The organism is Acinetobacter sp. YH12241, assembly GCF_013417535.1.
Taxonomy (GTDB): Bacteria; Pseudomonadota; Gammaproteobacteria; order Pseudomonadales; family Moraxellaceae; genus Acinetobacter.
Map to the genome: position 1 here is coordinate 1 of NZ_VPDQ01000037.1, position 24,188 is coordinate 24,188.

A 24,188-nucleotide genomic window follows, 5' to 3' on the forward strand; every position below is an offset into this window, starting at 1 on the left:
TTGTGATTAACGAGCGCAATGAAACCAATGTCAAAGGTGTGTTTGCTGCAGGTGACTGTACCACTGTTCCTTACAAACAGATCATCATCGCGACTGGTGAAGGTGCCAAAGCATCATTATCTGCCTTTGATTACATCATTCGCTCTGGTCAGTAAAAAAAAGAGCACCTGGAATCCCCACATTCCAGGTGCTTAATCTCAAACACCTATTATTATTTTCGCTTTATAGGAACTCAGGATGCTAACACCCGGGTTCCTTTTTTTAGTTATTGTTAGATCAGCCAAAAGCGTCCCCAATCGCTTTTAGCTGTTCCTTTCCTCTGGACAGTTTTTGTTTTCAACCCTTATTTTTATCTTTCCCCAAGGTTGTTCTTAGATGAAGTCATCAGACTTCATGCATCATTCAAGCTTTGAACAGATTCAAACCTTTAAATTTCTCCATTAACTGTTCTTGCGTTTCCCGATGCTCGGGATGCGGCACAATGCATTCAATCGGACAGACGGCAATACAGGTTTGATGATCATAGAAACCCACACACTCGGTACAACGATTGACATCAATTTCATAAAACTTCTCGCCCTCATAAATTGCTTCATTTGGGCATTCCGGTAAGCACATATCACAGTTGATACATTTATCGGTAATCAAGAGCGCCATTTTTTAACTCGCCTGATAAGCCAATGAAGAGGCTGAAATGTCTACAGATGATGATGGCAGATTACGGATCAGCAGGGCATACTGCATATCGACATCTGCTGGTATTGGAATCTCAACGATATGACCTGAACCTTTAGCATCTTCAATCAGATTGCCTTGACGGTCTTTGATCTCAGTTAAGGTAAAAGTGATGTTGCCTTTAGTGGTCATCAGCTCTAGTGAGTCACCAACGACAAAACGGTTTTTCACATCAATCTTGATATAGTCACCATTACGCTCTAATACTTCCCCACAGAACTGCTGATGATCGAAACTCGATGAACCATTTTCATAGTTTTGATATTCACTATGTACATGACGGCGTAGGAAGCCTTCGGTATAACCACGGTTTGCCAAGCCTTCCAGTTGAGTCATCAATGAAGGGTCGAATGGTTTACCAGCAAGCGCATCATCAATGGCTTTACGATAAATCTGGGCAGTACGCGCGCAATAAAAATAAGATTTGGTACGGCCTTCAATTTTCAGGGAGTGCACGCCAATCTTGGTCAGGCGTTCCACATGCTGTACAGCACGCAGGTCTTTGGAATTCATAAAATAAGTGCCGTGCTCATCTTCTTCAGCAGCAAACATATCTTCGTCATTACGTTGCAATAACACGGGTTCATCAAACTGGTGTTGAGCGATTTTATGGCTTTCATCCATATCTTTTGAACAACAGCCAGAATCAATATTTTTAACCGGGATCACATCGCCCGTTTCATCTTCTTTAGCTTCAAGTACCTTGTATTCCCAGCGGCAAGCATTGGTACAGGCACCCTGATTGGCATCGCGTTTGTTCATGTAGCCAGATAGCATGCAACGACCAGAATAGGCCATGCACAACGCACCATGTACGAACACTTCGATTTCGATATCTGGAACTTGCTGTTTGATTTCTTCGATTTCTTCGATGGACAGTTCACGTGACAAAATTACGCGAGTAAGTCCCATATTCTTCCAGAACTTTACAGTTGCCCAGTTCACAGCATTGGCCTGTACAGACAGGTGAATGTCCATGTGCGGGAAATGCTCACGCACCAGCATGATCAGACCAGGATCGGACATGATCAGCGCATCTGGCTGCATTGCCACGACTGGTTCAAGGTCACGAATAAAATTTTTCAGTTTGGAGTTATGTGGCTGAATATTCACCACGACATAGAATTTTTTGCCAAGCTTATGCGCTTCTTTGATGCCAATCGCCAGATTGTCATGGTCAAATTCATTATTACGAACACGCAAGCTATAACGCGGCTGGCCGGCATAGACTGCATCTGCACCATAAGCAAAGGCATAACGCATGTTTTTTAGGGAGCCAGCAGGTGAGAGAAGTTCGGTAACGTGAGAAATGCTCATGATAAAATCGAAAGACATATAAAAAGTACGTCTTTATTCTAGTCATCTAAAATCAGGATTCAACCTAGTAAATAACTCGGAATTGGCATAATTTAACTCAATTTCAAGTTAAAAGATAAACAGTAAACGGTTTAAAATATCCATAAATATTTCAGCCATTTTCAATAGATTCCAGTGTTTTTAAAATCTGGCAATGATTAATCGTGGTTGGGGTATTACAGCTTTCGCGAAGCGCCATTAACTGCTGTTTAAATAATTGTAATTCTTTAATTTTATTTGAAATATCTATAAGGTGCTGATCAATCATCTGGTTAACTTCACAGCAATCCTGTTCAGGATTCTGTTCCAGCTGAATCAGGTATTCGATTTCTTTTAAAGACATGCCTAAAGCACGACAGCGTTTGATAAAAATCAAGCGTTTTAAGGCCTCTTCGCCATAATAACGATATTGGTTACTTGCTCGAAAATTCGGCTGAATCAAACCTCTTTTCTCATAAAATCGAATGGTATCAGTACTTAAATCAGCTTTCTTGGCTATATCAGAAATCAAATAATGTGACATAAATACCTCAGGCTTGACCTTGGAGTGACTCTATAGTTTCTAATGACTTTATCGCATTCAGGATAAAAAATCATCGGAGAATAATATGGCCTGTAGTTGTAGTCATGAACCCGTGCCGCCCAAATCTAATAGCAAATTTAGAACAGCTTTATGGATTGCATTATTGATTAACCTGACCTTATTTTGTGTGGAGCTGATCGGCGGTGCTTATGCACATTCATCAGCGTTATGGGCAGATGCGCTAGATTTCTTTGGAGATGCTGTGAATTATGGTATTTCTCTGGCGGTGATTGGTGCAAGTCTGTATTGGCGTGCAACAGTTGCTCTGATTAAAGGATTGACCATGGCAGTATTTGGTCTGGTCGTCATTGGCAAAGTAATTTATGCCTTTATGCAAGGTATTCCACCTGAAGCCATTACGATGGGGATCATCGGGGTATTGGCCTTAATCGCAAACGTTGTCACAGCCATAATTTTATATGCTTTCCGGGATGGCGATGCCAATATGAAATCAGTCTGGTTGTGCAGCCGTAATGATGCAATCGGCAATGTGGCCGTCATTTTTGCAGCAGTGGGAGTCTTTGGCACTGGCAGTCTATGGCCAGATGTTATTGTTGCATTCATTATGGCAAGTCTAGGCTTAAGTGCTGGATATCATGTGGTGAAACAGGCTCTAGCTGAACGAGTATTGAAGCATGAGTCAGCCTGATCCTTAATATTAAATTTAATTATGAAAAAGCTGCTGATCAGGCAGCTTTTTATTAGCCTTAAGTCTAAAAAATAGATGAAAAATAAAGCTTTACAAATGCGATAAATTTAGGAAGAATCATGCGCGAAATTTAGAAAAGATTCATATAACTAAACAATTTAAATTTTTTAGTGTTTTTGAGGGGGAGCAATGAGCTTCATAAAACTACTTTCACTTTCAACTATTATACTGATGACTGGGTGTAGTTCTATGGTCGTCACTTATGATGCATCGGGTCAGGTGATTGGATCATGTAAAGCTACACGTGGTCTGCTTTCAACTGCTAGTGCTCATTGTAATGGATCAGGCAATGCAATTGGCGTGAACTACAATACGGTGGATGCCAAGACAGGTTTATTGCCAGTACCACCAAGTCAAAATCAGATTCATTTAGCACCATAAATCTTAGAGGGGAATATCATGAAATTATCAACACTTATTGCATTAGCAGCGACTATTGTACTAACTGGTTGTGCATCAACAGTGACTACATTTGACTCACATGGCCGTATGATTGGTTCATGCAAAGCAGAAAGCGGTTTTATTATCGGTGGTGGTGCAGGCTGTTCAGGTTCTGCAAACCAGGAAGGTCGCGATCGTTAATTTTTAATGATGATTGCAATAAAAAAACCGAAGCCTAAGCTTCGGTTTTTTCTTTATCCATCAAAAAATTATTTTTGATCAGGTAAAGCAAAGGCAATGATATAGTCGCCAACATCTTTAGAGTGGCTTGCACCACCTGCAGAAATCACAACATATTGTTTGCCAGTTTTTGGAGATTTATAAATCAGCGGTGCACCAACAGCAGCAACAGGAAGCTCAGCTTTCCACACTTCTTTACCAGTTTTTGAATCAAGTGCACGTAGGTAATAATCTTGAGTACCTGCGAAGAACACCAGACCAGAAGCGGTCGAAGTAGGACCACCCAGTGTAGGCATACCTAAAGGAATTGGCATATGGGTTTTAACACCTAATGGACCTAATTCTTTTGCTGTACCCATTGGTACTTCCCAAACGACTTTTTTAGATTTCAAGTCGATGGCAGTCATGGTACCAAACGGTGGTTTGTTACAAGGAACACCCAGTTTAGACTGCATGATGTCAATTTTCACACCAGCATAAGGACCAGCTAATTGTGGACGTACTGTACCCATGAATCCTGGTACTTCGTCAGTTGAGATATGATATTTACTCATATCTTCTTTACGAACCAATGACATACGCAGTGGCATACGCATATCGTTGACGTACATCATGCCAGTAGATTCATCAATGGAGATACCACCCCAGTTGAAACCACCAAGCAGACTAGGCCATTCGATATATGGTTTTTCACCAGGTGCAGTGTATAGACCGTTATAGACAGAATCTTTAAAGTCGATACGACAAGCCAATTGGTCAAAGGTTGAGATCCCCCACATATCCTGTTCAGTCAGTGTCGCATTACCAATTTGTGGCATGCCAACAGAGAATGGTTGGGTAGGAGAAAGTTTTTCACCTTCAGCACCGTTGGTGTCGACTGGACGTTCTTCCACTTTAGTGACTGGTTTACCAGTACGGCGGTCAAGAACGAAGATTTGACCCATTTTGGTAGTTTGAATCAACGCTGGAACTTTTTTGCCATGATCATCAGTCATGTCATAAAGTACAGGTTGTGACGGTAAGTCATAGTCCCATACATCATGGTGAACAGTTTGATAAGTCCAAACAGTTTTACCAGTCAAGGCATTAACCGCAACAATTGCAGAACCGAATTTTTCTTTGGCTGCGTTACGGTCACCACCCCAGTAGTCAGGAGGACCATTACCTGTAGGCAAGTAAACCAGATTCAGGTCTTTGTCATAAGTCGGGATGGTCCACATGTTTGGTGTTTCTAAAGTAAAGCCTTTGCCATCTTTAGGTTCACCAACCAGTTCAGGATTACCGACATCCCAAGCCCAAGCTAATTTACCAGTACGAACGTCATAGGCACGTACGACACCAGATGGTTCGCCATGTACGATATCACGTACCCAGCCACCTAATACAGCGACATGCCCTGCAATGAGTGGAGTAGAAGTTGGGTGATAACGTTTACTTTGTTCAGTAGGACCCATGTCATGCAGAACATCGACCTGACCGTTAACACCAAATTCTGGACATAAAGCACCAGTTTTGGCATTTAAGGCAATTAAACGACCATCAACAGTAGAAGTCAGGATACGTTGTGGACAAGCTTTAATACCCGGTGCTTGTAGGTCTGCTGCAGTTAAAGATTTGTCTGTAGTTGCATCATAGTAACCGACACCACGGCAGGTAATATGCTCTGCAGTTTTCGCATGGGGATCATATTTCCAAAGTGCTTTACCGCTGTCACCATCAATCGCTGAAATGATGTTAGTTGGTGTACATGAGTACAATGTGCTGCCAATTTGGATCGGTGTATTTTCATCGACACCCGCAGAAGTATCACGACCAGTGTGATAAGTCCAAGCCACTTTCAGATCTTTGACATTTTCAGGGGTAATGTCAGTGTACGGCGCAAAGCGGGTACCGTTACCATTACGACCGAAATATTCCCAGTTGTCCGGGTTTTCTGCATTCGGTTTAGCCAGAGCAGGGTCTTGTACGATATCAACAGGATTGAGGATTTTGCCGTGCGGGAAGAAAGCAGCAATCAGGGCTGCGACACAGGCAAAGAAACCGGCAAAGCCAACAAGATTGGCAGCTTTGATTTTTGCAGCATTGAGTGCTGGCAGGCTTTTGCTTGCCCACATGCTGAGGACAAACAGAATAGTTGGAACCACCAGACGTGGAATATATTGCCAGAAGCTCAAACCTTGAACTTCAGCAATTGCCCAAAGGATGGTTGCAATAAAAGTAATAATAGAAAGCCAGAAACCAAGGGCTTTTTTCATCGCATAGAAAATGGCGATTGCAACATAGGCAATCCCTGCAATGAGATAATAACTTGTACCACCGAGGCTGAGTAATTTAGCGCCTTGAATGATCAAGTACAGCGCAACAAGTAAAGTCAGTACGACTACAAAATATCGATAGACTTTAGACCCTGTACGCTCGATAGAGGAGGGTTGTTCAGTGCTCATACCTTGCCTATAAAAAACGGCTTGGTTGCATAAACGGTGAAACAGGAGAATGGGATCAAAACAGATCGAATTTAAAGTTTACAGAGTTTATGTAACTAAGTCTTTAGCGAGGATAAATCCTCAGGAGAAATCAATTACAGTTACATATTCTAACATTTAAGAAGGAATTTTTGACTAAAAAATATAATGTGAGTATTGATATTTATCATTTATTTTATTGTTTTAAACAATTGTGTTTTTCTAAGTGTCCTAATTATAAGAAATTTTAAGTCAAGAATAGCTTGGGTTAATTCTTTTAAATTAAGACTTATGGAATATAAAAAACGCATGCTTAAAGCATGCGTTTTAGGATTGCAAAAGAATTTTTGCAGATTATTTTTCTACGAATGCACGTTCAATTACGTAGTCACCCAGAACACCCATACGTGGAGATTCTTTCAGACCGTGTTGGTCCAGCAGTGCAGCAACATCGTCAAGGAATGCAGGAGAACCACATAGCATTGCACGGTCAGTTTCAGGATTGAAACGTGGTAGTCCGATTTTCTCGAACAGTTGACCAGATTCAATCGCAGTTGTTACACGACCTTGCGTATGGAACTCTTCACGAGTGACAGTTGGGTAATACACTAATTTTTCTTTAGCACCCAATTCACCAAAGAATTCGTGGTTTGGAATTTCGTTAAGAATCAAATCTTGATAAGCCAGTTCTGAAATGAAACGTGTACCGTGAACCACGATGATTTTTTCAAAACGTTCATAAGTTTCTGGATCACGGATTACAGAAAGGAAAGGTGCAAGACCAGTACCCGAAGAAAGCAGGTACAAGTTTTTACCTGGGTTTAAGTCATCAAGAACCAGCGTGCCTGTAGGCTTTTTAGAAACCAAGATTTCGTCGCCAACTTTTACTTTTTGCAAAATAGAAGTAAGAGGACCATCTGGCACTTTAATAGAGAAAAACTCTAGCTCTTCTTCATAGTTTGCACTTGCAATTGAATATGCACGCATTAAAGGCTTGCCATTGACTTCAAGACCGATCATCACAAACTGACCGTTTTTAAAACGTAATGCAGTGTCACGAGTCGTTTTAAAAGAGAATAAAGTGTCATTCCAATGGTGGACGTGAGTAATCTTTTCGACGTTAAAAGCAGCCATTAAAGGTCTCAATAAGTTATCAAATTAGAACAGGTTGCTATTCTAATCTAAATTCATTCTCTATAAACTGAATATATTTAATTGAGCTTATCAAAAAAAGTGATTATGACCGAACTCACTCTGCCGATTATTGGCTATATGCATTCTCCCTATAAAGAAAAGTTTGGCATCCCGCGTCAGCCTAATTTGGTACAGGTTGAAAGCTATATTGAAATGACCGGTTCATATAATGATTTACTCGCATTTGAAGGCATCGAAGAGTTTAGTCATCTCTGGTTAGTCTGGCAGTTTCATGATAATAAAAATCAGCAGAGCCAGCAATTTCGTCCGCAGGTTCGTCCACCCCGTTTAGGCGGAAACCAGAAAATCGGGGTGTTTGCGACACGTAGTATGTACCGTCCTGCACCCATTGGTTTATCTGTGGTAAAGCTTAAAGAAGTTAGAAAAGTAGGGAAATCGATACGTGTATATGTGAATGGCAGTGATTTATTAGATGGTACTCCGATTGTCGATATTAAACCTTATATTCAATATTCGGATGCAGTGATTGATGCACAAAGTGGCTATGCACAGGAGGAGCCGGCACGTAAGTCCGTGATGTGGAGTAAGGACGCTGAACAGCAAAAAAAATTATTATTAGAAAAAGGAAAAATATCTGTTCAATTGCTAGAAGAACTTGAAGCCGTGTTATCTCTCGATCCTAGGCCGGCATATCAGGATGATGAGAACCGGGTTTATGGAATGAAGTTTGCGGACTTGGATGTGAAATTTAAAGTTACTTTAGCTGATATTGTAGTCGATCAGTTAATTTTTTGAATTTTTAAAATGAAATACTGATTTAAAAATAGGAACCTCAACTAAATTGAAGTCCCTATTTAATATGAATATAAAGCACTCGAAGTACTTTATATCACGTTATTATGAGTATTTTTTAATTTGCTTTCTTAATTCTTCAGATGCAATATTATTAAATAAAGTGCATGCATTCTCTTGTAAAGTTGCATACTCCTGTAGAGCTGGTTTGTCCTGAGCAGATGCTGAATTAACCAGTGCTTTAGATGCGGCTAAAATATTTTTAATATTATATTCTTCTCCAGCTGGATGATAATCAACTTCATAATATTTGCTCTTATATTCAGCTAGTCCCCATTGCTGATCTTCTCTAAGATCTAGATATGCTATAGCATCCTTGAAAGTATGTTTGGCATATTTACTATCTTTTGAAATATCAGCCCATTCAAGTTTCAAATAATCTTGTACATAATCTTCAAGTGAATATTTATATAGCTCAATATATTTTTGTGAGTTATCAATAGTTTGAAATTGAATACAAGTAGATCCGGTAGGGAATATTGAATTAGAAAGTACTCGATAAAAATCTTCCCCTTTTTCTCCCATAGGGTAGGTATCGAGTAAATTATATTTTAAATTGACATAATGCTCTGGACTGAGGACTTGAGCAATATTTTTACCACTAATATCAAAGACCTTGAATGTAAGTGTACTGCTTAATCCTGTGGAATTAATTGGAGAATATGGAACTTGCTTCCAAGTGGTTGCATTAGCCGTAATAGTCCCTTGCAATTTGCCATAGGTCGCATGTGTAGAACCGTGATCATATAATCCATTTTCAGTTAGATAGAAAGTTTCACTTTCATCCCAGCCTGTTGTCTCATCAACTTTAATATAGACATTCCCTTGATCAAAGGTTAGCTGTTCAATTTCATAATTTAGATCCGAGTCGGAATATTCATCAATATAGAATGATGACCATTGTTGGAAGTCAGGTTTTGTAAGGGTAGTATTTCCAGTTCCAGTTCCAGTTCCAGTTCCAGTTCCAGTTCCAGTTCCAGTATTACCGCCATTTGAATCAGAAGATGAACCCCCACCACAAGCACTTAGCATGAATGCACTAAAAATTGCGAGTGATAAATTCTTAAATTTCATAAAAATCCCTATAAAAAATCGTAGTAATAAAATTGTTTTTTAAAATAAAGCAGACTAATTATAGCGAATAAATATAAAAATTAAATTTGCAAAATATATAAAAATTAACTATTTAAATATACTTAACAATCAAAATACCATCCACCACAAAATACCAATCAACACCGCCATATGCAAAATCTGTACTGGCGCAAAGTACAGGGAAAATTTGAAACCACCTGTTACAGCAGCATTGACTGACTTGGCTACAGCATGTGCGCCCAGCCCCAAAAGCAGGGCATAGATCAGCCGGGTATTGGATGGATCTCCTTGAATGACCACGCTTGCCATTGCGGCATGAATTTCAAATAAGGATGCAAATAAAGTACCAGCAAGAAGACCAGCATTGCCCAGTAATATTTCCAGACCGTAAACTCCAGCCTGAATCAGGGTTAATGCAGCAGCGATAATCACAGCTTCTTTGAGACTAAACATTTTACTATCAGAAGATTCTGGAGACTCCTGATTTTTAGCAGGTTCAGCTTTATGTAATAATACAAATGCACATGCAGCCAGAATAAGCATAGCCACCAATGAAGGTAGGAGCAGAATTTTTAGCCAATCCCAGGAAACGCCTCCCACTACAATAAACAATAGAACTAATGTCGAAATGCAGGACATCAGGGCAGCACCAGCATTGGATTTTGCATCCATTTCACCTTTGCGCACCTGTATCCCTAATTGAGCAATAGTGGCTGTACTGGAAACAAAACCCGAGGCAATTGAAGACAATATCAAGGCATTTTTAGTCGAGAAGAAACGTTTAGCGATATGTGCCAAAGCTTGAACTACCAGAATCAGAGTTACTAATTTTAAAATCAGATAAGGGTTCAGCACTTCACCCCATAAAGGCCGGTCAGGGGTTAGCGGTAAACCAATCAGAATCAAGGCTAATAATAGTAATCCATCCCTAAATTCAGCCTCAGTAATCCACTGTCCGGCAATATTATGCATAGAGTGTTTGGCCATTAAAATTATCGTGATCAGAACTGCTAGTCCTGCAGCCAGAGGAATATTCCACAGACAAATCGCCCCAATAAAATAGGTCATGATAAAGGCCAATTCGGTGGTAATCCCCGGATCTTCTATCTGGTTTCTAATAGAAAAAATGACAATACCGCCAATAATGAGTGCACCGGCCAGACCCATTGCCATTCCGAATAAAAAGCACAATGCGCCTAATAAAGCACAGATCGCAAAAGAGCGTAGCCCTGCAAAACTGGCCTGTTCTTCACGCTGTTTGTGCCGTTCACGTTCCAGACCAATCAATAAGCCACATCCTAAGGCAGCAGTCAGGATAGTAAGCAATTCATGAAAGGAACTACTTTCATTTAAGGGAACTACGCTTAAATCCATACCTGGCCTCAGCGATTGAATAAGATATCCTGATTGAAATATAGGCGAAAAATTGACATATCGACAAGCAGAAAAAGGTTATGACCTCAAACCCATGTGATGTGTTTATCATTTATGAGAAACAATATTGCTTTTAAGTTTGGAAGTCGCGATGGAATGCGAAAAACAGGAAAAACTTGTTATAGTGGAGGCAGTTTTGGGGACCATCGATCATGAAATTTGATTTTGAAATTGATACAGGCTGGTGTTTGGATCAGCTTTTAAAAGACGGAAAAATAACTGAACGTGACCGGATGCGAGTTCAGACCACACATCGTCAACGTGAACAAATAAAATGGCATCCCTTGCAATGGATCGCGCACTTTAGTCTGGTTGATCAGTCCCATCCTCAAAGTACTTTGACACTCAACCGTTTATGTCAGTGGCTGGCAGAAAAAACCGGTTTAATGTTCTATATCATCGATCCACTCAAAGCTGATGTGCAGGCCTTGACCAATGTCATGTCACAGGAATATGCACTGCGTAACCGTATTCTGGCAGTAGAAATTCAACCAGATAAAGTTCTGATTGCTACAGATCAGCCTTATAAAAATGAATGGGTCTCAAACCTCGAACAGAATATTGCACCGAAAAAAATTGAACGAGTATTGCTTAATCCGGAACAGCTTCAGCGTTATATTGTTGAGTATTATCAGGTCAGTCGTGCAGTCAGTGGCTCGCAAAAATCATCTGCTTATGACCGGGAAAATAAAGGCGTAGAAGCCTTACTGCAACTGGGTGATTCACAGAATCCGGATGCCAATGACCAGCATATCGTGAAACTGGTGGATTGGGTGCTGCAGTTTGCCTTTGAGCAGGGTGCCAGTGATATTCATATGGAACCGCGCAAAGACACCGGCAAGATCCGTTTCCGGATTGATGGAGTATTGCATACCATCTATAACATGCCAGCCAATACCTTGACCGCAGTCGTTTCCCGAATCAAGATTCTGGGCCGGATGAATGTGGCAGAAAAACGTAAACCACAGGATGGTCGTTTAAAAACTCGGACTCCAAAAGGGCAGGAAACTGAACTGCGTTTATCGACCTTACCTACCGCATTTGGTGAAAAGCTAGTAATGCGTATCTTTGACCCAGAAGTTCTAGTCAGAAGTTTTCAGCAGCTCGGTTTCGAAGGGCATCTGCTCAATGACTGGAATAATCTGACCAGCCATAGTCACGGTATTATTCTGGTCACCGGACCGACCGGTTCTGGTAAAACCACCACACTGTATTCCACTTTAAAGCAGCTTGCGACTGAGCAGGTGAATGTCTGCACGATTGAAGATCCGATCGAGATGCTGGAACCAAGCTTTAACCAGATGCAGGTCAATAACGGAATTGAACTGGGCTTTGCAGATGGTGTACGTGCACTGATGCGTCAGGATCCTGACATTATTATGGTCGGCGAGATTCGTGACCAAGATACGGCCAATATGGCGATTCAGGCAGCATTAACCGGTCACTTGGTACTTTCTACCCTGCATACCAATGATGCGCCGTCGAGTCTGACCCGTTTGCATGATCTGGGCGTACAACCATTTTTAACAGCAGCGACTATACTCGGGGTTCTGGCCCAACGTCTGGTGCGTAAGCTATGCCCACACTGCAAGCAGGAGAGTTTTCTGGATGAGCAGGAATGGCAACATCTGGCAGTGGACTATCTTTTACCACGTCCGGAATTTGTTTTTAAAGCAGTCGGTTGTGAAGAGTGTCGCCATACCGGTTATAAAGGCCGAATTGGGATTTATGAGTTTATGCCGCTTAGCCTGACCACCAAGCAATTGATCGGAGCGGATGCTAACCTGAATCAGTTACGTCAGCAGGCAAAAAAAGAAGGGGTAGAACCTTTACGGATTGCCGGTGCTCGCAAGATTCTGGAAGGGGTCACCACGCTTGAAGAGGTCTTAAGAGTTGTGCCATTAAATTAATTCTAAAGATGAAGCGATCTTAAGATTCAATTCATCTTCGGCTGTTTTAATAGCATTATCGAAACAGGGCAAGACTTTAAAAAGAGGTAACTGCAATGAAAATGATGATGAATACTGTTTTAGCAGCAGCATTAATGGGTTCAATTGGGACTGTCGCAGTTGCGAGTAGTGAAACTGCGGTGAATCAGGCTGCATTTGCTAAAACGACTACAGTTAAGCAAGCATTGACCATGAAAGATGACAGCAAGGTTCAGCTGAAAGGTTATGTGGTAAAAGCTGTCGGTGATGAAAAATACCAGTTCCGCGATAATACTGGCACCATTACTGTCGAAATTGATGATGAACTTTGGCAGGGTAAACCTGTATCAGCTAAAACACCTGTGGTAATCATTGGTGAAGTAGACATTGACTATAAACCTGCGAAACGTGTTGAAATTGATGTCGACCAAGTTCAGTTCTAATTTCAGCATAATTTCCTGAACTGAATCTGAAGACAGCAACAAAAAACCACATGCAAGTTACCAAAAAGCATGTGGTTTTTTTTTGAGTCTGGAACTTTTTCAAGGCAAGATAGAAAGATAAAATAAGCGGAGCATAGCATGCGTATTCTTTTGGCAGAGGATGATGAATCTCAGGCGGAAAGTATTCAAACTTGGCTGGAAATGGACGGTTATGTAATTGATCGGGTTGATCGTGGGGATCATGCCATTCTGGCGATTGAACAGCATCAGTATGACTGTATTTTGCTGGATCGTGGCCTGCCGAATGCAACTGGAGATGACATTCTTAAAAGCTTGCGCAATAAACAGAAAGATACGCCCGTTATATTTATCACCGCCAAGGACAGTATTCATGATCGGGTTGCAGGACTCGATCTGGGGGCCAATGATTATCTGGTAAAACCTTTCAGTCTGGAAGAACTTTCCGCTCGCGTGCGTGCCCAGCTCAGACAAAAACAGCAAATGCCAAATCATGTCCTGCAATGGCAGGATCTTAGTCTGGACACCCAAGCCAAGACTGTAATGAAGGCGGGGCAGAGCATTAATCTGACTGCAAAAGAATTCCAGATTTTATATAAGCTGATGCAAAAACCAGAACATATCATTACCCGAGAACAGCTGCAAGAATCACTCTATGCCTGGGGAGATGAAATCGAAAGCAATGCGATTGAAGTCTTTATTTATCAGCTACGTAAAAAAATTGGCAGTCAGATGATTAAAACCATTCGTGGCTTGGGCTACCGGATGCATAAACCCGAGGCCTCCATATGAAGGCACCCATTTCCCTGCAAAGCCGGCTGATTCAACATGCCATGTTCAGTTCCATACTGGCAGGATTTCTGGCGTGGCTGCTGTTATTGGGAATTTCCAGCTATCAGGCGATTGATTTGCATGATGACCTGATGGAGGAAATTTCAGAGTTACTTTTAGGAGATGTTAACCAGGCCAAAAATACGCAGGTTGATGAAATCAGTGAGCAGTTTGATATTCAATATGCCTTACTACTGAATCAGCAGGTACTGACCACTTCAATTGATGATGAACTGATTAATGAGATACCAGTTGCACAGAAAAACGGGTTTCACTTTGATTATGAAAATGGTCATTTTATTCGAATTCTGATTGCTGAAGATCAAGACTTGAAAGTGAAAGTGGTACAACCGCTTTCGGTACGCTTTGATGAGCTTTGGCAAACGACTTTAGGTTTCGCCGGGATTTTATTTATCCTATGGATATTACAGTGGCTGATTTTACGTTTTGCCATTAAGCGGCAATTAAGACCTTTAAATAAAATTTCCCGAGAAATCGGTTCTAAATCTGCACAGGATCTCACTCCGGTTCAAAGTCCTGATCCTGAGATTACTGAATTGCAACCGATTATCCGTCAGCTGAATGCCATGTTGAGCAGGCTGGAAAAGTCATTGGCTGCCGAGCAACGTTTTACTGCCGATGCTTCACATGAGTTGCGTTCCCCATTGTCTGCCATTCAAATGCGTTTACAGGTGCTGAAACGTAAATATCAGGAAGATGCTCAACTTAGGCAAGCGTTACAGATGATTCAGAATGACGTCAACCGCGGAACGCAGATTCTGGAAAACTTACTGCTATTGGCTCGGCTTGATCCAGAACATGCAGAGCAGTTGCCCAAACAGCAGGTGAATCTTAAAGTATTGGTTCAGGAGGTCTTACAAGCTTTACAACCTTTTGCTCAGGAAAAAGAGATCCACTGGAACTTAAAACTTGAAGATGCAGTGATTGAAGCAAATGCAGAGCTGATTTTTAGCTGTATCCGCAATCTGGTTGATAATGCCATTCGTTATACGCCGATGCAGGGACAGGTCGAAATCAGGACGATAGTTGAAGGTCAGAATCTACAACTTATGATTGAAAATTCGGGAGAGGGAATTCAGGAAGAAGTTGTTCAACGTTTAGGTGAGCGTTTTTACCGCGCCTTGGGCACGCGAACACAAGGTTCAGGTTTGGGATTGTCGATTTGTCAAAAGATTATGCAGTTACATACGGCCAAGATTGATTATGCGCCGTCAGTTTTGGGTGGGCTTAAAGTTTCATTAATTTTTCAATCTGAAGAATAAAGATATTAGATATAGCAATTAAAAAAAGCAGTATGCGCTGATTCATACTGCCTGTTCCCACGTTTATTATTTTTGGAGTATTTAAATTACTTAGTCAGGATGAGACGATTGTTACGAGTCAAACGTAGACGGTATTCTTCACCCGCATGCATGATCCGGATTTCTCGTCCTAGCGCAAATAAATTGTTCGAATGCAACATCGGTAGCGCATGCTGAGTATCATTATTGCGGGTAAATAGGCTAAATGGTGCGTTCATTCCGTCGACTCCGTGGTGTGTTTTGGATTGATTTAAATGATAATCATTATCGAATAGATCTGTCAACGAATAATTGCTGCATTTATAAAAAACTCTAATTTGCTTACAATCTGTAAAACTTCAATAGTTCAGAACATTATGTCTAAAACCACAATTCATGTCGCAATCGCTATTTTATTTCATCAAACTCAGGTTCTGGTCGGTTGGCGTGAAGCTAAACAGCATCAGGGCAATAAATATGAGTTTCCAGGCGGAAAAGTAGAACAGGGCGAATTGCCTATAGAGGCATGTCGACGTGAAGTGATTGAAGAAGTCGGAATTGACATCGAACAATGGCAGGCTTTTGATTTTATTTCGCATGAATATGAAGATGTCATCGTCAATCTGCATATTTTCCATGCTTCGGTTCAGCCAGAACAATTAGCTGGAATCAAGCAGCCTTGGCGCTGGTATAGCCGGGATGAACTCAGTGAACTAAATTTTCCTAAAGCCAATCAGGCCATGATTCAAAAGCTGCAATGGCCGAGAAAGATCAAAATTTCTGAAGACTTGAGTCACCTGAATAATCTGGAAACAGACCAGATGCTGTATTGGCGAGTAATGGCCAGCCCTGAACACATTAGCCAGTTACAGCAGATTCCAGTCGATCAGTTATCCAGATTGATCATTAATCAGGAACTTTGGTCACAATTGAATGAATTGCAGCAGCAAACCATTCGTACGCTTCACCTGAAACAGTCTCAATTGATGCAACTGCAAAAAGGGGAGTTAGCTGGTGGCTATCGTTATCTTGCAGCCTGTCACGATCTGGAAGCATTAAAACATGCAGAAAACATAGGCTGTGAAGCAGCTTTACTCAGCCCGGTACTGGCAACAGAAACACATCCTGATACCGCAGCTTTAGGCTGGGAAAAATTTAAACAGATGGCTGAACAGGTACAGATTCCTGTATTTGCCTTAGGCGGTATAAAAGCTGAAGATCTAGACCATGCTCAAAACCAGCATGCTTATGGGATTGCAGGGATCCGTTATGTTTAAGTCAGAAACTTATTATAAATAACCGGGCTCACGCCAGGGCCTTAAAATTTCTTTAAGGCCTGCTGAGCTTGCTGAATGGCTTTGGTGTTTTTTTGCAGTTGAGCTGCTTTCAGGCGCACCTGCCAGAGCTGCTTTTTCATTGCATTGGTCTGCGCATAGCTCAAACCACGTAAGGCGAAAGCATCTGCACGGGCCGGCTGGTTTTTACGGTTTGCGATCAAGCCAAGATACAGATAAGTTTCTGAAGCTTGGGGCGCCAAACGCTGAGCTTGTACTGCAGAAGTTTCAGCTTGATTATATTGCTGCTTGCTATAGGCCTGCTGAGTTTGCTGCATCAATTTTTTAAATGCAGGTAAGTTACGTCCATCATCAAACTTTTGTGCCTGAGGCTTTTGCTCAGGGATCACAATCTTCTGACGTTTAATCTCCGGTCGATCATAGGGCGTAATCACTACACCATCAGGTGTAGAGGATTTTGGTTTCTGCTGAACCGGAGGTTTAGTAGGAGCCGCAGGCTGTTCTGGCTCCGACATGCTTTGGCAGCCCACCAGACCGAGGATGAGCAGACCAGGAATCAATTTTCTTAACATAAACATAGACTCAATTATTGGCTATAACTTCCACTCGCGATAATACGGGTTTGTTTAGCAACTTCGCGTTCTATTTCTGTTTCACTTTCTTGTATATAACGACTGACATCATCATCTTCCTCATCTTCTGGTGAAGGTTCTGAATCAATCGTATAAGGTTCAGTGGCGTAATGCGAGATGCCACAAGCAGTTGCCTGATTAGGCAAGGCATGACGTGAAATCGGAATATACATGGCACCATCACAGCCTTGGGCAGTCAGTTTACCTGTATAACGGTCCAGCCAGTGCCATTCAATTTCATTAGGCTGAGCCAGATTCACCGGCTTCTGATGCAGCTGTTTCATGACATTGGTCCAGACCGGAAGTGCACCTGAAGAACCGGTTAATCCAGTGACTTTGTTGTCATCCAGACCTAACCAGACCACTGTCATATAGTTGCCAGAATAACCTGCAAACCATGAATCACGGGTATCGTTTGTCGTACCCGATTTACCCGCCAGATTCAGGTTGCGTGGCAAACTGTTATAGGCAGAACGACCAGTACCACTCGACATGACCTGTTGTAAACCATAATTCAGAGCATAGGCTGATGCTGGATCAATCGTCGGCTGAACACTTAAGCTGTAACGTTCAAGCGAGCGGCCATTCGCATCGACTACAGAACGAATCGATTTCACCGGATATTTAAAGCCACCTGTTGCGAAGTTACCGTAAATATTCATCACTTCCATCGGTGACATATCTACTGCACCTAAATAAATAGATGGATAAGAAGGAATGTCAGAAGTCACACCGAATTTTTGCAGATGGTTAATAAAGGTCGACAGGCCAAATTCCTGTGCCAAACGTACCGCAGACAGGTTATAGGATTGTGACAGGGCAAGAGACATCGGTACTACACCATGTGCGCTACCACTATAGTTTTTCGGTGTCCAGGGTTTGCCATCACTTTGAATGGTGATCTGACTGTCTTCAATTGGACTGGCCCAGTGATAGCGATTCGATTCTAGTGCTGTCAAATAAATCACCGGTTTGAGTAATGAACCCACCTGACGCTTGGCATCTAAAGCACGGTTAAAACCGGTAAAGTCCTGAGTAGAACCTACCGCTGCAACCAGTTCGCCATTTTCAGGGTGTGCGACCAGAACAGCACCTTGCAAATCTTTTAGACGACCTGGATTGCCTTTACTTAAACGGGCTACACTTTCCTTAAAGCTGTCCTGAATTCGGGTTTGTGCCAATGGATCTAAGGTTGTGAAAATACGCAGACCCTGGTTGGTTAAATCAGTTTCCTGATATTCGGTACGCAACTGACGGCGAACGATATCCAGAAAATCCGGGAAGCGAGCAGGGCCTAAAGTTGGTTTGGAAATGACGTTCAGCGGACGGGCAGTTTCTGTTTCATACTGATCTTGGGTCAGATTACCCATTACCAGCATATTATTTAGAACCACATCACGACGTTTTTTCGCAAGTTCAGGATTACGCCATGGGTTATACAGGCTTGGACCTTGGACCAGACCGACTAAAAAGGCCTGTTGGGAAATATTCAGTTCACGTAGTGGCAAGCCAAAATAAAATTGTGAAGCCAGACCATAACCGTTTACAGAATAGTTGCCATTCTGGCCCAGATTCACTTCATTTAAATAGGCTTCCAGAATCTCATCTTTGCCATAATGCAATTCAATCAGCATTGCCATAAAGGCTTCATTCACCTTACGTTTTAAGGTGCGTTCTGGTGTTAAGTAGAAATTCTTGACCAGCTGCTGGGTGAGGGTTGAACCACCTTGACGTTTACCACCAGTAATATTACTTACCACTGCACGTGCAATCCCGCGTGGAGATACACCATGGTGATTGTAGAAATTACGGTCTTCAGTGGCAATTAATGCGTCAATTAACGGTTTAGGCACTTTATTGAGCTTAATCAGCACACGGTCTTCATTATGCTGTGGATAAATACCACCAATCAATAAAGGTTCCAGACGGGCAATCCCGCTAGAAGAGGGTTTGGTCGCACTTACTTCAGCAATCTGATCGCCATCAAAGCTGACTTTCAATACCTGTTCAGGTTCAACGCGATCGCCAAAATCAAAGCCACGGGTATGCACATACATGGTATTGCCAGTGCTGACAAAGCTGCCCGATTTGGTATAGCTGTCCGAACCTTTATAACCCAGTAATTTTAATTCTTGTTGGAAATCCTGCTGGCTGACCGGGGCATTTACATACACTTCCATCGGGCGTGCGAAAACCTTGGCCGGAATATCCCAACGTTGACCTTCAAATTTTTCACGCACAATATTATCTAATTTAATCAAATAGATACTAAATGCTACAAATGCAGAAATGACTAGAATGGAGAAGATTAAGGCAATGAACCCCATACCTCGTTCAGATTTCATAAATGACGATAAGACCCTGTGAAATTGTGCTAATCATGCGAAGCTTTTCATTATTTTGCAATATTTAATCAATTATTGAGATTAAAATTAAAATTAAACTTCACATTTTCTCCTTAATTTCAATCTATTTCAATTCAATCCTGCACAGCTTTGTCATGTTATAAATTGTCATCCTATTCAAGCTTAATGTTATGATAAGCAGGATTCGAAGCGGAGCGACGACACTGGTGCAAATTTCCCACAAGACATTTCGAAATATCGGGTTGATTGGACGCCCGGATAAATCTTCAGTGGTTGAAACCTTATGCCTGATCCACGATCATCTGCTCAATTTAGGTCTACATCCTGTTTTTGATGCAGATACAGCTGAACTGGTTCCTTATCAGAATACCCAAACAGTTAGCCGCGCCTTGTTGGGTGAAGTGGTTGATCTAGTCATTGTGGTAGGTGGGGATGGTTCACTGTTACATGCAGCGCGGGCATTGGTAAAATACAATACGCCAGTGATCGGGGTGAACCGTGGTCGTTTGGGCTTCCTGACAGATATCAAGCCAACTGAAGTCATCTTTAAACTGGATCAGGTATTAAAAGGTGATTTTCAGGCAGAACGCCGTTTCTTGCTGGAAATGGAAGTTCGCTCCAAAGGTGAAATCATCTATGATGCGATTGCCCTGAATGATGTGGTCTTGCACTCCGGTAAATCGGTACACATGATTGATTTCGAGCTGAATATTGATGGACAATATGTCTATCGCCAGCATAGTGATGGTCTGATTGTATCTACACCGACCGGTTCAACAGCCTATGCGCTTTCCGGTGGTGGGCCGATTGTGCATCCAAGTATGGATGCAATTGTGCTGGTGCCGATGCATCCGCATACCTTGTCTTCACGTCCGATTGTGGTCGGAGGGCATAGTGAAATTAAACTGATGATTCGTGAAAATCGCGTACTGCCGATGGTGAGTGCGGATGGACAACACAGTGTGTCTTTGAATGTTGGCGATAGCGTCCATATTCGTAAGCATCCCTTTAAACTGAATCTTCTGCATCCGCCAGGTTATGACTTCTATAATGCATGTCGAACCAAACTGGGCTGGAATCAGGACTTCGACTATCTTAAGCAGGATTAAATATGAATATTGAACAAATGCTTGCCGTACTCAATCCTGAGATTGTAGAACGCTTAAGAACAGCCATTGAAATTGGCAAGTGGCCAAATGGTGTAGCACTGACTCAGGAGCAGCGTCAGACCTGTATGCAGGCTGTCTATGCCTGGGAAATGAAAAACCTGCCAGAAACCGAACGTAGCGGTTATATCGATCGTGGCACTAAAGAAGAAGGCGAACAATGTGATGATGATCATCACAAAAATGAGCCGGAATTTAAACCGATCCGTTTCGTTTAATCGAAACCGAAAAAAAGACCACAGATGTGGTCTTTTTTAATGTCTGTTTTCTGGTCTGATCAAACCGAAAGACGGCTATTCCAGAGTTCTCTGGCTTTTTGCATCGCCGCTTCATAGCTGTCATATTCGCCCATGGTATACAGTGCAATGCCCATAGTTTCAACCACTGCGATTTCCCCATATTCATGTGAGCGTTGACCTTCCCATACTTGCTTAAACACAGCCAGATCCAGCTCTTCTTCAATCGGACTACGGTTGTCAGTCAGTTTTGGTAATTCGTGCTCATAAAGTTCGCCATTCTTAATTCCACAGATTAAAGTTTTGGCATCCGGGTTACGTTCGAACTCACCACCTTCACCTTTAATGACTGCACTATTTTGATAGCCTAACTTGTAAGCGGACTGCTGATGTGAACTACGATAAGCAGGGTGGAAAATGGCTTGTAAAGTCGCTTTGGCATTAAATGGATTAATCAGGCGTGCCAGCGTATGAATCGGAGAGCGTAAGCCCATGACATTACGTAGCCCGATCAACTCAGCCAGAATTGGAGAGATCACCTCCAATGGCAGGTAAGCAAAATGTTTGTCTTTAAGCTGCTGTTCCACGTCAACATCATTTTGGCAGATCGGATAGCCTAAGTAGTTAAGTACCTGTTCGGTATAGACCCGATTCAAGGTATGACCTGAAGCACCATGCATCACGATATTATAGCCATGCTTAGCAAGGGTAAGCGCAGCCAGAATGAACCAAGGATAATGTTTGCGTTTACCTGCATAAGATGACCAGTCCAGATCAACATCAAGCGCCTTAAAATTCAGTTGGTCCCGGGTCGCCTGCACAAAGCCTGCGAGTTCATCAACGGATTCTTCTTTGACGCGTAATAGCATCAGAAAAGCGCCCAGTTGTACGTCCAGTACTTCATTTTTCAGGATCATGCTAAAAGCCTGATAGGCTTCTTCATAGCTTAAAGAACGTGCACCATTTTTTCCCTTGCCAATAATACGAATAAACTGGGCAAAAGGATGTTCGGCATCTTTATAAATATTTCGCTTTGTGGTCATGGGCATAGATCAATCATGTTCATCAAGTATTGGCATATTTTACGCTGATATTGGTATTTCACCTTCTTATTTTGCAGAATTATTAGAGTTTTATAAGACTATAGTCTAAGAGGTATTGTTTAGTATTTAGGCAAATTTAACATTTCAGGTTAAACAAAAGTCTAAAAAGCGGTTAAAATTTCACGCAATTCTTGTGTTTGCTTCATCTCCTGATCAATGCACTGATTTTTCTTAAAGATCGGTGTTCCTGTGATTGTTAAACGTACATACACATTCTAATTTCAGTATCAGATTAATTTCTTGATACATAGGCACTTTTTTGTTTCAGACAATGAAGTATTGGACGCTTGTTTTTTAAAAATAAGTGAAAACTGAATATTGCTTCTGGTTAGAAGTATATCGTGAAGTAAGGTTATGGCTAAAAAACCAATTTATAAGTCGCTTTATTTTCAAGTGATTGTAGCCATTATTGCGGGTATCCTCGTCGGACATTTCTCGCCAAGTGGTACACAAATCATTAATGGTGCAGAACAATATGTTCCAGGTCTGGGCGAACAACTAAAGCCGCTGGGTGATGCATTTATCCGTTTAATTAAAATGATCATCGCACCTGTGATTTTCTGTACCGTGGTTAGCGGTATCGCAGGTATGGAGAGCATGAAATCAGTCGGTAAAACTGGTGGTGTCGCTCTACTTTACTTCGAAATCGTATCAACAATGGCGCTGATCATTGGTCTTCTGGTGATTAATATTGCCAAGCCAGGCGTTGGGATGAATGTTGATCCGGCATCGCTGGACACGGCCGGGATTTCTAAATATGTAGAGTCGGGTGCTTCTCAGTCTACCGTTGATTTCTTTATGAATATCATTCCAAATACGGTGGTTGGTGCATTTGCTGAAGGTGAAATCCTGCAAGTCCTTTTATTTGCGATCCTGTTCGGTTTTGCATTACACAAACTGGGTGCACAAGGTAAGCCAGTTCTTAAACTGGTAGATCAGATTTCACATGTGTTCTTTAACATCGTGAACATGATCATGAAACTTGCACCTATTGGTGCGTTCGGTGCGATGGCTTTCACGATCGGTAAATATGGGATCGGTTCTCTGGCGCAATTGGCCCAGTTGATCATCTGTTTCTATATCACCTGTTTGCTGTTTATCTTTATTGTGCTGGGTTCAATTGCACGCTTTACCGGCTTTAGCATTGTCAAGATGATTCGCCTGATTCGTGAAGAGCTGTTGATTGTACTCGGTACTTCATCGTCTGAATCTGTATTGCCACGTATGTTAAAAAAACTTGAGCTTGCAGGTGCAGAAAAGTCAGTGGTAGGTCTGGTCATTCCAACCGGTTATTCATTTAACCTGGATGGTACTTCGATTTACCTGACAATGGCGGCAATCTTCATTGCACAGGCGACCAATACGCAACTTGATTTGTCTCACCAGATTACCTTGCTTCTCGTATTGCTCATTTCTTCTAAAGGTGCAGCGGGTGTAACTGGTTCAGGCTTTATCGTGATGGCAGCAACCTTAGCGGCTGTAGGTAATATTCCGGTTGCAGGTCTGGCCTTGATTCTCGGTATTGATCGCTTCATGTCTGAAGCCCGTGCCTTGACCAATCTGGTCGGTAACTCTTTGGCAACTCTGGTTGTAGCAAAATGGGTCGGTCAGTTAGATATGGACAAGCTGAACTATGCATTAGCAAATCCGGCTGAAATTGATGAAAAAATGGCGCAGGAAGGCAACAACGCTCATTAAGTTTGAGTTCGTCTTGTAGGTCATAAAAAGGAAGCTTCGGCTCATTGCTGTCCCACAATTTTTCACAAGAGGAAGCTCAAATGAGCTTCCTCTTGTTTTATGGGTATTTTATCGGGTGAAAATAAAGCTTTTAAAGTTCTTCTTTCAAACAAATTCACTTGAATTATTC

23 protein-coding genes and 1 pseudogene are annotated in these 24,188 nt (G+C 41.8%); 13 read left to right on the forward strand and 11 right to left on the reverse strand.

Going from position 1 to position 24,188, the window contains the following annotated elements:
* A pseudogene (locus tag FTV18_RS14075) lies at positions 1-155 on the forward strand (pyridine nucleotide-disulfide oxidoreductase); the annotation flags it as partial.
* A gap of 247 nt (positions 156-402) precedes the next feature.
* Here the strand turns inward: FTV18_RS14075 and FTV18_RS14080 are convergent.
* The 3 genes from FTV18_RS14080 to FTV18_RS14090 form a co-directional block, all read right to left on the reverse strand.
* Positions 403-657, reverse strand: coding sequence for a YfhL family 4Fe-4S dicluster ferredoxin (locus FTV18_RS14080; protein WP_159123203.1), 255 nt, complete (start codon positions 655-657; stop codon positions 403-405).
* A gap of 3 nt (positions 658-660) precedes the next feature.
* Complete coding sequence (gene yegQ / locus FTV18_RS14085) at positions 661-2,052, reverse strand: tRNA 5-hydroxyuridine modification protein YegQ (protein WP_373686381.1); 1,392 nt, start codon at positions 2,050-2,052, stop codon at positions 661-663.
* A gap of 151 nt (positions 2,053-2,203) precedes the next feature.
* The gene (locus tag FTV18_RS14090; protein ID WP_180018564.1) at positions 2,204-2,614 is read right to left on the reverse strand and encodes a Cd(II)/Pb(II)-responsive transcriptional regulator; all 411 of its coding nucleotides are present in this window, start codon (positions 2,612-2,614) and stop codon (positions 2,204-2,206) included.
* Between the two features lie 85 nt (positions 2,615-2,699).
* Here FTV18_RS14090 and FTV18_RS14095 point away from each other — a divergent pair, with 85 nt between their 5' ends.
* From FTV18_RS14095 to FTV18_RS14105, 3 genes are all read left to right on the forward strand, one after another.
* A complete protein-coding gene (locus tag FTV18_RS14095) occupies positions 2,700-3,323 on the forward strand; it encodes a cation transporter (RefSeq protein WP_180018562.1) in 624 nt (207 codons plus the stop codon).
* Between the two features lie 249 nt (positions 3,324-3,572).
* Complete coding sequence (locus FTV18_RS14100) at positions 3,573-3,764, forward strand: hypothetical protein (RefSeq protein ID WP_227607384.1); 192 nt, start codon at positions 3,573-3,575, stop codon at positions 3,762-3,764.
* Between the two features lie 18 nt (positions 3,765-3,782).
* Entirely contained in the window at positions 3,783-3,965 is a 183-nt protein-coding gene (locus tag FTV18_RS14105) for a hypothetical protein (RefSeq protein WP_166136002.1), read from the forward strand.
* Between the two features lie 68 nt (positions 3,966-4,033).
* Here FTV18_RS14105 and FTV18_RS14110 read toward each other — a convergent pair whose 3' ends face one another.
* Positions 4,034-6,448 carry a membrane-bound PQQ-dependent dehydrogenase, glucose/quinate/shikimate family gene (locus FTV18_RS14110; protein ID WP_180018560.1) on the reverse strand — a complete coding sequence of 805 codons (2,415 nt, stop codon included), beginning with the start codon at positions 6,446-6,448 and terminating at the stop codon, positions 4,034-4,036.
* Positions 6,449-6,820: 372 nt separating this feature from the next.
* A complete protein-coding gene (locus tag FTV18_RS14115) occupies positions 6,821-7,600 on the reverse strand; it encodes a ferredoxin--NADP reductase (RefSeq protein WP_005236496.1) in 780 nt (259 codons plus the stop codon).
* A gap of 105 nt (positions 7,601-7,705) precedes the next feature.
* On the opposite strand from FTV18_RS14115, the gene tsaA reads away from it, so the two are divergent.
* Positions 7,706-8,416, forward strand: a complete 711-nt coding sequence (tsaA, locus tag FTV18_RS14120) for a tRNA (N6-threonylcarbamoyladenosine(37)-N6)-methyltransferase TrmO (RefSeq protein ID WP_180018557.1) — start codon at positions 7,706-7,708, stop codon at positions 8,414-8,416.
* A 102-nt stretch (positions 8,417-8,518) separates the two neighbouring features.
* Here tsaA and FTV18_RS14125 read toward each other — a convergent pair whose 3' ends face one another.
* Positions 8,519-9,547: a hypothetical protein gene (locus tag FTV18_RS14125; protein ID WP_180018555.1), complete on the reverse strand. Its 1,029-nt coding sequence runs from the start codon at positions 9,545-9,547 to the stop codon at positions 8,519-8,521.
* A 129-nt stretch (positions 9,548-9,676) separates the two neighbouring features.
* Complete coding sequence (locus FTV18_RS14130; RefSeq protein ID WP_180018553.1) at positions 9,677-10,942, reverse strand: MgtC/SapB family protein; 1,266 nt, start codon at positions 10,940-10,942, stop codon at positions 9,677-9,679.
* A 212-nt stretch (positions 10,943-11,154) separates the two neighbouring features.
* Between FTV18_RS14130 and FTV18_RS14135 the strand changes: the two genes are divergently transcribed.
* From FTV18_RS14135 to FTV18_RS14150, 4 genes are all read left to right on the forward strand, one after another.
* Positions 11,155-12,912, forward strand: coding sequence for a GspE/PulE family protein (locus tag FTV18_RS14135; protein WP_180018551.1), 1,758 nt, complete (start codon positions 11,155-11,157; stop codon positions 12,910-12,912).
* Positions 12,913-13,007: 95 nt separating this feature from the next.
* Complete coding sequence (locus FTV18_RS14140) at positions 13,008-13,373, forward strand: NirD/YgiW/YdeI family stress tolerance protein (RefSeq protein ID WP_034170733.1); 366 nt, start codon at positions 13,008-13,010, stop codon at positions 13,371-13,373.
* A 138-nt stretch (positions 13,374-13,511) separates the two neighbouring features.
* Positions 13,512-14,183 carry a response regulator transcription factor gene (locus FTV18_RS14145; protein ID WP_180018549.1) on the forward strand — a complete coding sequence of 224 codons (672 nt, stop codon included), beginning with the start codon at positions 13,512-13,514 and terminating at the stop codon, positions 14,181-14,183.
* Entirely contained in the window at positions 14,180-15,505 is a 1,326-nt protein-coding gene (locus FTV18_RS14150) for a HAMP domain-containing sensor histidine kinase (RefSeq protein ID WP_180018547.1), read from the forward strand. Before FTV18_RS14145 ends, FTV18_RS14150 begins: the two co-directional genes overlap by 4 nt.
* Positions 15,506-15,591: 86 nt before the next feature.
* Here the strand turns inward: FTV18_RS14150 and hemP are convergent, their stop codons facing one another.
* Positions 15,592-15,762, reverse strand: a complete 171-nt coding sequence (hemP, locus tag FTV18_RS14155) for a hemin uptake protein HemP (protein WP_004784247.1) — start codon at positions 15,760-15,762, stop codon at positions 15,592-15,594.
* Between the two features lie 138 nt (positions 15,763-15,900).
* Here hemP and FTV18_RS14160 point away from each other — a divergent pair, with 138 nt between their 5' ends.
* Positions 15,901-16,800, forward strand: a complete 900-nt coding sequence (locus FTV18_RS14160; protein ID WP_179993307.1) for an NUDIX domain-containing protein — start codon at positions 15,901-15,903, stop codon at positions 16,798-16,800.
* Positions 16,801-16,841: 41 nt separating this feature from the next.
* On the opposite strand, the gene FTV18_RS14165 is transcribed toward FTV18_RS14160, so the two are convergent.
* Both FTV18_RS14165 and mrcB read right to left on the reverse strand, forming a co-directional pair.
* A complete protein-coding gene (locus FTV18_RS14165; protein WP_125279080.1) occupies positions 16,842-17,390 on the reverse strand; it encodes a tetratricopeptide repeat protein in 549 nt (182 codons plus the stop codon).
* 14 nt (positions 17,391-17,404) lie between these two features.
* Complete coding sequence (mrcB, locus tag FTV18_RS14170; protein WP_180018545.1) at positions 17,405-19,795, reverse strand: penicillin-binding protein 1B; 2,391 nt, start codon at positions 19,793-19,795, stop codon at positions 17,405-17,407.
* 191 nt (positions 19,796-19,986) lie between these two features.
* On the opposite strand from mrcB, the gene FTV18_RS14175 reads away from it, so the two are divergent.
* Together FTV18_RS14175 and FTV18_RS14180 are read left to right on the forward strand one after the other, a co-directional pair.
* Entirely contained in the window at positions 19,987-20,925 is a 939-nt protein-coding gene (locus tag FTV18_RS14175) for an NAD(+) kinase (RefSeq protein WP_125279078.1), read from the forward strand.
* Positions 20,926-20,927: 2 nt separating this feature from the next.
* Positions 20,928-21,200: a YeaC family protein gene (locus tag FTV18_RS14180; RefSeq protein WP_004784238.1), complete on the forward strand. Its 273-nt coding sequence runs from the start codon at positions 20,928-20,930 to the stop codon at positions 21,198-21,200.
* 59 nt (positions 21,201-21,259) lie between these two features.
* On the opposite strand, the gene FTV18_RS14185 is transcribed toward FTV18_RS14180, so the two are convergent.
* Positions 21,260-22,261 (reverse strand): glycosyl transferase family protein, encoded by a 1,002-nt coding sequence (locus FTV18_RS14185; RefSeq protein ID WP_180018543.1) that lies wholly within the window; start codon positions 22,259-22,261, stop codon positions 21,260-21,262.
* 414 nt (positions 22,262-22,675) lie between these two features.
* Between FTV18_RS14185 and FTV18_RS14190 the strand changes: the two genes are divergently transcribed.
* On the forward strand, positions 22,676-24,019 hold the full coding sequence (locus FTV18_RS14190) for a dicarboxylate/amino acid:cation symporter (RefSeq protein WP_005236469.1): 1,344 nt from the start codon (positions 22,676-22,678) through the stop codon (positions 24,017-24,019).
* Positions 24,020-24,188: the final 169 nt, after the last annotated feature.

What these genes read in the sequence shown, in the direction of transcription:
- FTV18_RS14110 (WP_180018560.1), bottom strand. Translation starts at nt 6,448, where the DNA reads ATGAGCACTGAACAACCCTCCTCTATCGAGCGTACAGGGTCTAAAGTC.
- mrcB (WP_180018545.1), bottom strand. Translation starts at nt 19,795, where the DNA reads ATGAAATCTGAACGAGGTATGGGGTTCATTGCCTTAATCTTCTCCATT.
- FTV18_RS14165 (WP_125279080.1), bottom strand. Translation starts at nt 17,390, where the DNA reads ATGTTAAGAAAATTGATTCCTGGTCTGCTCATCCTCGGTCTGGTGGGC.
- FTV18_RS14140 (WP_034170733.1), top strand. Translation starts at nt 13,008, where the DNA reads ATGAAAATGATGATGAATACTGTTTTAGCAGCAGCATTAATGGGTTCA.
- FTV18_RS14100 (WP_227607384.1), top strand. Translation starts at nt 3,573, where the DNA reads ATGGTCGTCACTTATGATGCATCGGGTCAGGTGATTGGATCATGTAAA.
- FTV18_RS14095 (WP_180018562.1), top strand. Translation starts at nt 2,700, where the DNA reads ATGGCCTGTAGTTGTAGTCATGAACCCGTGCCGCCCAAATCTAATAGC.
- FTV18_RS14080 (WP_159123203.1), bottom strand. Translation starts at nt 657, where the DNA reads ATGGCGCTCTTGATTACCGATAAATGTATCAACTGTGATATGTGCTTA.
- FTV18_RS14190 (WP_005236469.1), top strand. Translation starts at nt 22,676, where the DNA reads ATGGCTAAAAAACCAATTTATAAGTCGCTTTATTTTCAAGTGATTGTA.
- FTV18_RS14145 (WP_180018549.1), top strand. Translation starts at nt 13,512, where the DNA reads ATGCGTATTCTTTTGGCAGAGGATGATGAATCTCAGGCGGAAAGTATT.
- FTV18_RS14115 (WP_005236496.1), bottom strand. Translation starts at nt 7,600, where the DNA reads ATGGCTGCTTTTAACGTCGAAAAGATTACTCACGTCCACCATTGGAAT.
- FTV18_RS14185 (WP_180018543.1), bottom strand. Translation starts at nt 22,261, where the DNA reads ATGACCACAAAGCGAAATATTTATAAAGATGCCGAACATCCTTTTGCC.
- FTV18_RS14150 (WP_180018547.1), top strand. Translation starts at nt 14,180, where the DNA reads ATGAAGGCACCCATTTCCCTGCAAAGCCGGCTGATTCAACATGCCATG.
- yegQ (WP_373686381.1), bottom strand. Translation starts at nt 2,052, where the DNA reads ATGAGCATTTCTCACGTTACCGAACTTCTCTCACCTGCTGGCTCCCTA.
- FTV18_RS14130 (WP_180018553.1), bottom strand. Translation starts at nt 10,942, where the DNA reads ATGGATTTAAGCGTAGTTCCCTTAAATGAAAGTAGTTCCTTTCATGAA.
- FTV18_RS14175 (WP_125279078.1), top strand. Translation starts at nt 19,987, where the DNA reads ATGATAAGCAGGATTCGAAGCGGAGCGACGACACTGGTGCAAATTTCC.
- FTV18_RS14180 (WP_004784238.1), top strand. Translation starts at nt 20,928, where the DNA reads ATGAATATTGAACAAATGCTTGCCGTACTCAATCCTGAGATTGTAGAA.
- FTV18_RS14160 (WP_179993307.1), top strand. Translation starts at nt 15,901, where the DNA reads ATGTCTAAAACCACAATTCATGTCGCAATCGCTATTTTATTTCATCAA.
- FTV18_RS14125 (WP_180018555.1), bottom strand. Translation starts at nt 9,547, where the DNA reads ATGAAATTTAAGAATTTATCACTCGCAATTTTTAGTGCATTCATGCTA.
- tsaA (WP_180018557.1), top strand. Translation starts at nt 7,706, where the DNA reads ATGACCGAACTCACTCTGCCGATTATTGGCTATATGCATTCTCCCTAT.
- FTV18_RS14090 (WP_180018564.1), bottom strand. Translation starts at nt 2,614, where the DNA reads ATGTCACATTATTTGATTTCTGATATAGCCAAGAAAGCTGATTTAAGT.
- hemP (WP_004784247.1), bottom strand. Translation starts at nt 15,762, where the DNA reads ATGAACGCACCATTTAGCCTATTTACCCGCAATAATGATACTCAGCAT.
- FTV18_RS14105 (WP_166136002.1), top strand. Translation starts at nt 3,783, where the DNA reads ATGAAATTATCAACACTTATTGCATTAGCAGCGACTATTGTACTAACT.
- FTV18_RS14135 (WP_180018551.1), top strand. Translation starts at nt 11,155, where the DNA reads ATGAAATTTGATTTTGAAATTGATACAGGCTGGTGTTTGGATCAGCTT.